This window comes from Burkholderia sp. Ac-20344 (assembly GCF_017104975.1).
GTDB lineage: Bacteria > Pseudomonadota > Gammaproteobacteria > Burkholderiales > Burkholderiaceae > Burkholderia.
Map to the genome: position 1 here is coordinate 40799 of NZ_JAAGPP010000054.1, position 10725 is coordinate 51523.

The window sequence follows — 10725 nt, forward strand, 5'->3', positions numbered from 1 at the left end:
TGCAGAGGAATCTTCGATGCCGTCCGACCTGACCTTGCCCGCGCCGTACACGCCTCACGCCGCGCTGATGCGCGCGTTCGACGCGTGCCCGCTGATCGCGATCATGCGCGGGATCACGCCCGCCGAAGCGGCCGACCACGGCCATGCACTGTACGAAGCCGGTTTCCGGATCGTCGAGGTGCCGCTCAACTCGCCGGATCCGTTCGACAGCATCGCGGCGCTGCGGCGTGCGCTGCCCGACGATGCGATCGTCGGTGCGGGCACCGTGTTGCGCGCCGAGTATGTCGACCGCGTGCAGGACGCGGGCGGCGCGCTGATCGTGATGCCGCACAGCGACGGCGCAGTGATTCGTCGCGCGCGCGAACTCGGCCTCGCGAGCGCGCCCGGCGTCGCGACGCCGACCGAAGCGTTCGCGGCGCTCGCGAACGGCGCCGACGTGCTGAAGATGTTCCCGGCCGAGCAGCTCGGCGTGCCGGTCGTGAAGGCGTGGCGCGCGGTGATCGACCGCGCGGTGCCGCTGATCCCGGTCGGCGGCGTCTCGCCCGACAACATGCAGCCGTTCCTCGACGCCGGCGCGAACGGTTTCGGGCTCGGCTCGGCGCTGTACCGCCCCGGCCAGTCGGCTGACGCGACCGCGGCGAATGCGCGCGCGTTCCAGGCCGGCTTGCGCGTCGCGCGCGGCGGAGCCGCATGATGGGCCGCCTCGCGGACAAGGTCGCGATGGTGACGGGCGCGGGCCGTGGCATCGGCGCCGCGATCGCCCGCGCATTCGTTCGCGAAGGCGCGGCCGTCGCACTCGTCGATCTCGACTTCCCGCAGGCGCAGCGCACGGCTGCCGAGATTGCGCACGACATCGCCGGCGCGCGCGTGCTGCCGCTGCGGGCGGACGTCGCGCGGCAGGACGCGGTGCGCGATGCGCTTGCGCAGACCGAGGCGGCATTCGGCCCGCTCGACGTGCTCGTGAACAACGCGGGCATCAACGTGTTCGCCGATCCGCTGACGATGACCGACGACGACTGGCGCCGCTGCTTCGCGGTCGACCTCGACGGCGTGTGGCACGGCTGCCGCGCGGCGCTGGAGGGGATGGTCGAACGCGGTCGCGGCAGCATCGTGAACATCGCGTCGACGCACGCGTTCAGGATCATCCCGGGCTGCTTTCCGTACCCGGTCGCGAAGCATGGCGTGCTGGGCCTCACGCGCGCGCTCGGCATCGAATACGCGGCGCGCAACGTGCGCGTGAACGCGATCGCACCGGGCTACATCGAGACGCAGCTCACGCGCGACTGGTGGGACGCGCAGCCCGACCCGGCCGCCGCCCGCGCCGAAACGCTCGCGCTGCAGCCGATGAAGCGGATCGGCCGGCCCGAGGAGGTCGCGATGACGGCCGTGTTCCTGGCGTCCGACGAGGCGCCGTTCATCAATGCCGCGTGCATCACCGTCGATGGCGGGCGCGCGGCGCTGTATCACGACTGACGCAACGATTCGAAAGACCGCACGTGCGACGGCCGCGCGCACGCTGCGTCGAAACCAACAAGCGGCTGCATCCTGTTCGATGAAGACAAGGAGACACTGGAGATGAAACGCAGAACGTTCGTAACGCTGGCCGCCGCGGCGGCGGTGGTGATCGGGAGCCCCGTCGTGCACGCGGCCGATCCGGTCAAGATCGGCTTCCTCGTGAAGCAGCCGGAAGAGCCGTGGTTCCAGGACGAGTGGAAGTTCGCCGAGATGGCGGCGAAGCAAAAGGGTTTCACGCTCGTGAAGATCGGTGCGCCGTCTGGTGAAAAGGTGATGAGCGCGATCGACAACCTGTCCGCGCAGAAGGCGCAGGGCTTCATCATCTGCACGCCGGACGTGAAGCTCGGGCCGGGCATCGTCGCGAAGGCGAAGTCGCACAACCTGAAGATGATGACGGTCGACGACCGCCTCGTCGACGGCGCGGGCAAGCCGATCGAGTCGGTGCCGCACATGGGGATCTCCGCGTACAACATCGGCAAGCAGGTCGGCGACGGCATTGCGGCCGAGATCAAGAAGCGCGGCTGGGACATGAAGGACGTCGGCGCGATCGACATCACCTACGAGCAGTTGCCGACCGCGCACGACCGCACGAGCGGCGCGACCGACGCGCTGGTGGCCGCCGGCTTCCCGAAGGCGAACGTGATCGCGGCGCCGCAGGCGAAGACCGACACGGAAAACGCGTTCAACGCGGCGAACATCGCGCTCACGAAGAACCCGCAGTTCAAGCACTGGGTGGCGTACGGCCTGAACGACGAGGCCGTGCTCGGCGCGGTGCGCGCGGCCGAAGGGCGCGGCTTCAAGGCCGACAACATGATCGGCATCGGCATCGGCGGCTCCGACTCGGCGCTGAACGAGTTCAAGAAGCCGCAGCCGACGGGCTTCTACGGCACCGTGATCATCAGCCCGAAGCGCCACGGCGAAGAAACCTCGGACCTGATGTACGCGTGGATCACGCAGGGCAAGGCACCGCCGGCACTGACGCTGACGACCGGCATGCTCGCGACGCGCGACAACGTGTCGAAGGTGCGCGACGAGATGGGGCTCGCGTCGAAGTAAGCAGCCCGCCGGCTGCCGCGGCGATGCGGCGGCCGGCGGTCGATCGATCGGAAGTGGGGAGACGACGTGTCAGCGGCACTGCGTTTTGACAATATCGGCAAGGTATTTCCCGGCGTGCGCGCACTCGACGGCATCTCGTTCGACGTGCATGCGGGCGAGGTGCATGGCCTGATGGGCGAGAACGGCGCGGGCAAGTCGACGCTGCTGAAGATTCTCGGCGGCGAATACCAGCCCGATGCGGGCAGCGTGCTGGTCGACGGCCAGCCCGTGCGGTTCGCGAGTGCGGCGGCGTCGATCGCGGCCGGCATCGCGGTGATTCACCAGGAGCTGCAGTACGTGCCCGACCTGACGGTCGCGGAAAACCTGCTGCTCGGCCGCCTGCCGAATGCGTTCGGCTGGGTGAGGAAGCGCGAGGCGAAGCGCTATGTGCGCGAGCGGCTCGCTGCGATGGGCGTCGATCTCGATCCCGACGCGAAGCTTGGGCGGCTGTCGATCGCACAGCGGCAGATGGTCGAGATCTGCAAGGCGCTGATGCGCAATGCGCGCGTGATCGCGCTCGACGAACCGACGAGCTCGCTGTCGCATCGCGAGACCGAGGTGCTGTTCAAGCTCGTCGACGACCTGCGCGCGCAGGGCCGCGCGCTGATCTACATCTCGCACCGGATGGACGAGATCTACCGGCTGTGCAATGCCTGCACGATCTTCCGCGACGGGCGCAAGATCGCATCGCACGAATCGCTCGCCGACGTGCCGCGCGAGCGGCTCGTCGCCGAGATGGTCGGGCGCGAGATTTCGGATATCTACCATTACGCGCCGCGCGCGCTCGGCGACGTGCGGTTCGCCGCCGAAGGCATCGACGGCCCGGCGCTGCGCGAACCCGCGAGCTTCTCGGTGCGCGCGGGCGAGATCGTCGGCTTCTTCGGGCTCGTCGGCGCGGGCCGCAGCGAGCTGATGCGGCTCGTGTACGGCGCGGATCACCGGCGCGCGGGCGCGCTGACGCTCGACGGCGCGCGCATCGACGTGAAGCGCACCGGCGACGCGATCCGCCACGGCATCGTGCTGTGCCCGGAGGACCGCAAGGAAGAAGGGATCATCGCGATCGCGTCGGTCGCGGAGAACATCAACATCAGCTGCCGCCGCCATTCGCTGCGCGCGGGGCTCTTCATCAACCGCAAGGCGGAAAACGAAACGGCCGACCGCTTCATTCAGCGGCTCAAGATCAAGACGCCGAACCGGCGGCAGAAGATCCGCTTCCTGTCGGGCGGCAACCAGCAGAAGGCGATCCTGTCGCGCTGGCTTGCGGAGCCCGACCTGAAGGTCGTGATCCTCGACGAGCCGACGCGCGGGATCGACGTCGGTGCGAAGCACGAGATCTACGACGTGATCTACCGGCTCGCGGAGCGCGGCTGCGCGATCGTGATGGTGTCGTCGGAGCTGCCGGAAGTGCTCGGCGTGTCCGACCGCATCGTCGTGATGCGCGAAGGCCGGATCGCGGGCGAACTGCCGCGGGAGCAGGCGAACGAGCACGCGGTGCTGAGCCTCGCGCTGCCGCAGACGAGCGCCGCCGCGGCGGCCTGACGCGGCACACGACATTCGAATCGAACACGCGCGGCGCGGGCCGCGCGATGCAGGAGCAGGAGACACCATCATGCAAGTCAACGAAAACCTTGCCAGCGCCGCCGTGAAGACGACGGCCGACGCGCTGGTTCCGCAGCAGAGCGACCGCCAGAAGTGGTGGCAGCATCTGACCGAATACAGCCTGATCGCGATCTTCGCGGTGATGTTCATCACGATGTCGCTCACCGTCGATCACTTCTTCTCGATCGACAACATGCTCGGCCTCGCGCTGTCGATCTCGCAGATCGGCATGGTCGCGTGCACGATGATGTTCTGTCTCGCGTCGCGCGATTTCGACCTGTCGATCGGCTCGACGGTCGCGTTCTCCGGCGTGCTGTGCGCGATGGTGCTGAACGCGACCGACAACACGTTCGTCGCGATCGTCGCGGCGGTCGCGGCCGGCGCCGCGATCGGCTTCGTGAACGGCGCGGTGATCGCATACCTGCGCATCAACGCGCTGATCACGACGCTCGCGACGATGGAGATCGTGCGCGGGCTCGGCTTCATCGTGTCGAAGGGGCAGGCGGTGGGCGTGTCGTCGGATACCTTCATCGCGCTCGGCGGGCTGTCGCTGTTCGGCGTGTCGCTGCCGATCTGGGTCACGCTGCTGTGCTTCATCGCGTTCGGCGTGCTGCTGAACCAGACGGTGTACGGCCGCAACACGCTCGCGATCGGCGGCAACCCCGAGGCGTCGCGGCTCGCGGGGATCAACGTCGAACGCACGCGCGTGGTCATCTTCCTGATCCAGGGCGCGGTGACGGCGCTCGCGGGCGTGATCCTCGCATCGCGCATCACGTCGGGTCAGCCGAACGCCGCGCAGGGCTTCGAGCTGAACGTGATCTCCGCGTGCGTGCTCGGCGGCGTGTCGCTGATGGGCGGTCGCGCGACGATCTCCGGCGTCGTGATCGGCGTGCTGATCATGGGCACCGTCGAGAACGTGATGAACCTGCTGAACATCGACGCGTTCTACCAGTATCTCGTGCGCGGCGCGATCCTGCTTGCGGCCGTGCTGCTCGACCAGCTGAAGAACCGCGGCGTCCGCGACTGACCCGATCTGCTCTTACGGAGACGAACCGCATGACCATCGACACTTCCGCGCGCGGCCCGCACACCGCGAGCCACGCGCGCTATGCACGCTACCCGAGCCTCGAGGATCGCGCGGTGCTGATCACAGGCGGCGCGACCGGCATCGGCGCAGCGTTCGTCGAACACTTCGCCGTGCAGGGCGCGCGCGTCGCGTTCGTGGACCTCGACGCGGCGGCCGGTACCGCGCTGGCGGAAAGCCTCGCGCACGTGCCGAACGTGCGTCACGCGCCGCTGTTCCTCCAGTGCGACCTGACCGACATCGGCGCGCTGCGCCATGCGATCGACGCGATCCGCGCGCGCATCGGCGCGATCGCGGTGCTCGTGAACAACGCGGCGAACGACGCACGCCACGCGATCGGCGACGTGACGCCCGAATCGTTCGACGCGGGCATCGCGGTGAACGTGCGTCACCAGTTCTTCGCCGCGCAGGCGGTGATCGACGACATGAAGCAGCAGGGCGGCGGCGCGATCATCAACCTCGGCTCGATCAGCTGGATGCTGAAGAACGGCGGCTATCCCGTCTACGTGATGGCGAAGGCGGCCGTGCAGGGGCTGACGCGCGGTCTCGCACGCGACCTCGGCCCGTTCGGCATCCGCGTGAATTCGCTGGTGCCCGGCTGGGTGATGACCGACAAGCAGCGCCGGCTATGGCTCGACGACGCGGGCCGCGCGGCGATCAAGGCCGGACAGTGCCTCGATGCCGAACTGCTGCCCGCCGATCTCGCGCGGATGGCGCTGTTCCTCGCGGCCGACGACAGCCGGATGATCACCGCGCAGGACGTGATCGTCGACGGCGGCTGGGCCTGACCGTTCGCACGACCCGCATCGTTTCTTCGACGAAGGAAAGGAGTTCACCATGACCGCCACGTCCTCGCGCGCATCGTCGTCCACCAGCCAGTCGCGCCGCGCGCGGCTGGCCGCCGCCGCGCAGCCGGTCAGCCCCGGCCCGCAGACGGCTGCCTTCGCGCAGGGCGTCGGCGCCGCGCATGCGGCGGCCGTCACGCTGTCGAACGCGTCGCTGCGGCTCGACGTGCTGCCGCATCTCGGCGGCGGCATCGCACGCTTCGACTGGCGCGGCGACAACGGTGCGCTGATGCCGGTGTTCCGCCGCTGCGAGCACCCGGAGACGGCGACGGACCCGAACGAGCTCGCGTGCTATCCGCTGCTGCCTTACTCGAACCGGATCGGCGACGGGCGGTTCGAGTGCGACGGGCGCCGCGTCGCGGTGCCGCGCAACCGCCGCGACGAGCCGCTGCCGATCCACGGCGACGGCTGGCTCGCGCCGTGGCAGGTGGACGATGCAACCGGCACGTCGCTGCACCTGTCGCTCGATCGCACCGCCGGCGCGCCGTATGCGTTCCGCGCGATCCAGTCGTTCGAACTCGACGACGCGACGCTGTCGATCGCGCTGACGATCGAGAACGCGGGGCGCGCGCGGCTGCCGTTCGGGCTCGGCGTGCATCCGTTCGTCGTGCGCGATACCGCGACCGAGCTGGCCGCGGCGGCCGGCGGGCTGTGGCTGTCGGGCGCCGATTTCCTGCCGGTGCGGCACGTGAGCGTGCCGCCGGCCTGGCAGTTCGGCGTCGCGTATCCGCTGCCGGCCGCGCTCGTCAACCATGCGTTCACCGGCTGGGGTGGCCATGCGACGGTGAGCTGGCCGCGTCGCGGGCTGTCGCTGACGGTGGCGGCCGACGCCGACGCGTACGTGCTCTATACGCCGCCCGGCGAGGACTTCTTCTGCTTCGAGCCGGTCGATCATCCGATCAATGCGGTGAACCTGCCGGGCGGCGCGGCCGCGCACGGGATGACGCTGCTCGCGCCCGGCGAGCGGCTCACGCGGCGTTTCGCGTTCACCGTCGAACGCGCCGATGCGCGCGGCAATGCCGCGACACGCGAGGCGCGCCGGCGACGCGGGTAAAATACGCGGTCTACCAACGGTTTGCCGCGAGTACCCGCCATGTCTTCCCCGCTTACTTTCATCGAATCGCTGCGCGCCGCGTGGCAGCGCACCCACTCGCTGCTGTGCGTCGGCCTCGATCCCGAGCCGTCGCGCTTTCCCGTGCAGTTCGACGGCCAGCCCGACGCGATCTTCGAATTCTGCCGGCAGATCGTCGACGCGACCGCGCAATACGCGAGCGCGTTCAAGCCACAGATCGCCTACTTCGCCGCGCATCGCGCGGAAGATCAGCTCGAGCGGCTGATCGCGCACATCCACCTCCAGCACCCGGGCCTGCCCGTGATCCTCGACGCGAAGCGCGGCGACATCGGCAGCACGGCCGAGCAGTACGCGCGCGAAGCGTTCGAGCGCTACCGCGCGGACGCCGTCACGGTGAACCCGTACATGGGCTACGACTCGGTCGAGCCGTACTTCGAGCACGAAGGCAAGGGCGTGATCGTGCTGTGCCGCACGTCGAACCCGGGCGGTTCCGACTTGCAGTTCCTCGACACGAACGGCCGGCCGCTGTACCAGGTCGTCGCCGACCTCGCGGCGAACAAGTGGAACGCGAAGAACGGCCAGCTCGGCCTCGTGGTCGGTGCGACGTTCCCGAAGGAAATCGAGATCGTGCGCGGGATCGTCGGCGACATGCCGCTCTTGATTCCCGGCATCGGCGCGCAGGGCGGCGACGTGCAGGCGACCGTCAACGCGGGCCGCACGGCCGACGGCACCGGCATGATGATCAACTCGTCGCGCGCGATCCTGTACGCGAGCAAGGGCGAGGATTTCGCCGAAGCCGCGGCGCTCGCCGCGCAGAAGACCCGCGACACGATCAACGCGCATCGCTGATCGGTTGCAACGGCGATCCGGGCCGGCGCCTGCCCGGACCGCCGGTTCCGGCCGGCTCGCACGCGCGGGCCCGGGCCGTTTCCTTCCATTGTTCCCGCGCCTCCGCCCGCCCGGCCCGCACTGGCGCACGCGGACAACTTCCCGTCGCTTCCGCACCGCCTCCCCGCACGCCAATCGCGCGATGCTGCCGCTTGTCATCGATCCGTAACGAAAATGTCAAGAAAGGGAGTGACGCCATGCCCAAGCTGTCCCGACGCATTCTGAGCGCGCTTGCCGCATCGCTGTGCATGACGTTCGCCCATGCGGCGGATCTCTCGCACTGGCCGGCCGACAGCGCGAAGGCGCTGAACGCGATGATCGCCGCGCATGCGCACCGCGGCGACTATGCGGTGTTCGACGCCGACAACACGACCTACCGCTACGACCTCGAGGAATCGCTGCTGCCGTACCTCGAGAACCGCGGCGTGCTGACGCGCGACACGCTCGACCCGTCGCTGAAGCTGATCCCGTTCAAGGATTCCGCCGGCTACAAGGAATCGCTGACGAGCTATTACTACCGGCTGTGCGAGATCGACGACCTGGTCTGCTACCCGTGGATCGCGCAGGCGTTCGCCGGGCAGTCGCTGGCCGACCTGAAGCGCCACGTCGACGCGATGCTCGCCGACGGCAAGCCGATCCCGATCCGCTACTGGCAGGGCGACAAGGTGGTCGACGGCACGGTGAACCCGCCGCGCTTCTTCCGCGGGATGCAGGAGCTGTACAACGCGCTGCGCGAGAACGGGATCGAGGTCTACGTGATGACGGCCGCGCACGAGGAGCTCGCGCGGCTCGTGCTGTCCGACCCGAAGTACGGCTACAACGTGAAGCCGCAGAACGTGATCGGCGTGACGACGCTGCTTCGCAACCCGGCGACTGGCGCGCTGACGACGTCCCGGCTGCAGATCAAGGCCGGCAAGTACGACGAGGCCGCGAACCGCGGCCTGGTGATCACGCCGTTCCTGATGAACCCGATGACGTGGTACGAAGGCAAGCTCGGCTCGATCGTCGGCTGGATCGACCAGTGGAAGAAGCCGGTGCTCGTCGCGGGCGACACGCCGACGTCCGACGGCTACATGCTGCTGAACGCGACCGACGTCGCGCGCGGCGGCGTGCGCGTGTGGGTGAACAAGAAGGACAAGCAGATGACGCAGATCCGCGCGTGGTCGGATGAATCGGCCGCGCAGCAGAAGTCGCTCGGCCTGCCGGTGACGGCGGACAAGAACTGGATCGTCGTGAAGCCCGACGCGATCCAGTAAGCGGGCAAGCGGGGGCGCGGCGCGCCCCCGGCTCGCTCAGCCCTCGTGCTCGTCGAGCAGCTTCAGCAGCCCGCGCAGCGCATGCGCGGCCGCCTGCGTGCGGATCTGTTCGCGGTCGCCCTTGAACACGCGCGTCTCGACGTCGGTATGCAGCCGGTTGCTCCAGCCGAACGACACGGTGCCGACCGGCTTCTTCTCGCTGCCGCCGGCGGGGCCCGCGATGCCGGTGACGGACAATGCGACCTGCGCGCGGCTGTTGCGCAGCGCGCCTTCGGCCATCGCGCGCGCGACGGGCTCGCTGACGGCGCCGTGTTTGTCGATCAGGTCGGGCGGCACGCCGATCATCTCGATCTTGGCCTGGTTCGAGTACGTGACGAAGCCGCGCTCGAACCACTGGCTGCTGCCGGAGATGTCGGTGATCGCCGCGGCGATCATGCCGCCGGTGCAGGATTCGGCGGTGGCGAGCGTCAGGTGCTCGTCACGCAGCTTGTTGCCTGCGCGGATCGCAAGCTGATGGACGACGGAATCGGTTGGCATGCGCGTCGGGAAACGGGAGTCGGGAAATCGGTCAGCCGACGACGACGGAGCGCCACAGGGCGATCACGAGCAGCGTCATGAACGCGGCGACCAGGTCGTCGACCATGATGCCGAGCCCGCCTTTCAGGCGGCGGTCGAAATAGCGGATCGGCGGCGGCTTGAGCATGTCGAAGAAGCGGAACGCGACGAACGCCCACAGCTGGCCGACGAAGGTCGCGGGCGTGACGAACAGCATCACGAGCCAGATCGCGACGATCTCGTCCCAGACGACGGCGCCCGGATCGGCCGTGCCCATCTTCCTCGCGGTGAAACCGGTGAGCCACGTGCCCGCCGCGAAGCCGACCGCGATCAGCGCCCACCATTCGGGCACCGTCAGGTAGCGGTTGAGCACGACGAACGTGAGCCAGCCGAACAGCGAGCCGAACGTGCCGGGCATGATCGGCGCGAGCCCGCTGCCGAAGCCGAGCGACACGAGGTGCGCCGGGTGCGACAGCATGAAGCGCGCGGTCGCGCGCCGCGGTGCGTTGCCGCCAGGTGTGGCGCCGGGCTCGGCCGCGTCGTGCGCGGGCGTCGGGTCAGTCTGCATGGAAGTGGTCGAAGCCGTGCAACGTGAGGGCGAGGGGCGCGCCGGCGGCATCGCGCCACGCGATCGCGGGCTGCGCCGACGGGGCGGACAACGCGCGTATTGTACCGATTCGCGTGACCGCCACGCCGGCCGTCACGCCGGCCGCTTCGACCGCCGCGCGGGCCGCCGCCGGCGCGGTGAAGCACAGTTCGTAGTCGTCGCCGCCGGCCAGCGTGCAGCGGCGCTGCACGTCGGTCGGCAGCGTTGCG

General features: G+C 69.1%; 11 protein-coding genes and 1 pseudogene. 9 read left to right on the plus strand and 3 right to left on the minus strand.

The window, feature by feature from the left end; genetic code table 11:
• Positions 1–16: 16 nt before the first annotated feature.
• The 9 genes from G3N64_RS18640 to G3N64_RS18680 all read left to right on the plus strand — a co-directional run bounded on the left by G3N64_RS18640 (position 17) and on the right by G3N64_RS18680 (position 9354).
• A complete protein-coding gene (locus G3N64_RS18640) occupies positions 17–694 on the plus strand; it encodes a 2-dehydro-3-deoxy-6-phosphogalactonate aldolase (RefSeq protein WP_205785251.1) in 678 nt (225 codons plus the stop codon).
• Complete coding sequence (locus G3N64_RS18645) at positions 694–1473, plus strand: SDR family oxidoreductase (protein ID WP_205785261.1); 780 nt, start codon at positions 694–696, stop codon at positions 1471–1473. The genes G3N64_RS18640 and G3N64_RS18645 overlap by 1 nt, the downstream gene beginning before the upstream one ends.
• Positions 1474–1575: 102 nt before the next feature.
• Positions 1576–2571, plus strand: a complete 996-nt coding sequence (locus tag G3N64_RS18650; RefSeq protein ID WP_205785252.1) for an arabinose ABC transporter substrate-binding protein — start codon at positions 1576–1578, stop codon at positions 2569–2571.
• Positions 2572–2637: 66 nt separating this feature from the next.
• Positions 2638–4149, plus strand: coding sequence for an L-arabinose ABC transporter ATP-binding protein AraG (gene araG / locus G3N64_RS18655; RefSeq protein WP_205785253.1), 1512 nt, complete (start codon positions 2638–2640; stop codon positions 4147–4149).
• Between the two features lie 70 nt (positions 4150–4219).
• Positions 4220–5236, plus strand: a complete 1017-nt coding sequence (gene araH, locus G3N64_RS18660) for an L-arabinose ABC transporter permease AraH (protein WP_205785254.1) — start codon at positions 4220–4222, stop codon at positions 5234–5236.
• 29 nt (positions 5237–5265) lie between these two features.
• Positions 5266–6081, plus strand: coding sequence for an SDR family oxidoreductase (locus G3N64_RS18665; protein WP_205785255.1), 816 nt, complete (start codon positions 5266–5268; stop codon positions 6079–6081).
• 49 nt (positions 6082–6130) lie between these two features.
• Positions 6131–7192 (plus strand): aldose 1-epimerase, encoded by a 1062-nt coding sequence (locus G3N64_RS18670; protein ID WP_205785256.1) that lies wholly within the window; start codon positions 6131–6133, stop codon positions 7190–7192.
• A gap of 39 nt (positions 7193–7231) precedes the next feature.
• The gene (gene pyrF, locus G3N64_RS18675) at positions 7232–8059 is read left to right on the plus strand and encodes an orotidine-5'-phosphate decarboxylase (RefSeq protein WP_205785257.1); all 828 of its coding nucleotides are present in this window, start codon (positions 7232–7234) and stop codon (positions 8057–8059) included.
• Between the two features lie 236 nt (positions 8060–8295).
• Positions 8296–9354 (plus strand): haloacid dehalogenase-like hydrolase, encoded by a 1059-nt coding sequence (locus G3N64_RS18680; RefSeq protein WP_205785258.1) that lies wholly within the window; start codon positions 8296–8298, stop codon positions 9352–9354.
• 36 nt (positions 9355–9390) lie between these two features.
• On the opposite strand, the gene G3N64_RS18685 is transcribed toward G3N64_RS18680, so the two are convergent.
• The 3 genes and pseudogenes from G3N64_RS18685 to G3N64_RS18695 form a co-directional block, all read right to left on the minus strand.
• Positions 9391–9891: a CinA family protein gene (locus tag G3N64_RS18685; protein ID WP_205785259.1), complete on the minus strand. Its 501-nt coding sequence runs from the start codon at positions 9889–9891 to the stop codon at positions 9391–9393.
• Between the two features lie 31 nt (positions 9892–9922).
• Positions 9923–10477 carry a phosphatidylglycerophosphatase A gene (locus G3N64_RS18690; RefSeq protein WP_205785260.1) on the minus strand — a complete coding sequence of 185 codons (555 nt, stop codon included), beginning with the start codon at positions 10475–10477 and terminating at the stop codon, positions 9923–9925.
• Positions 10467–10725: pseudogene (locus G3N64_RS18695) on the minus strand (thiamine-phosphate kinase); the annotation flags it as partial. The gene G3N64_RS18690 and the pseudogene G3N64_RS18695, both read right to left, overlap by 11 nt.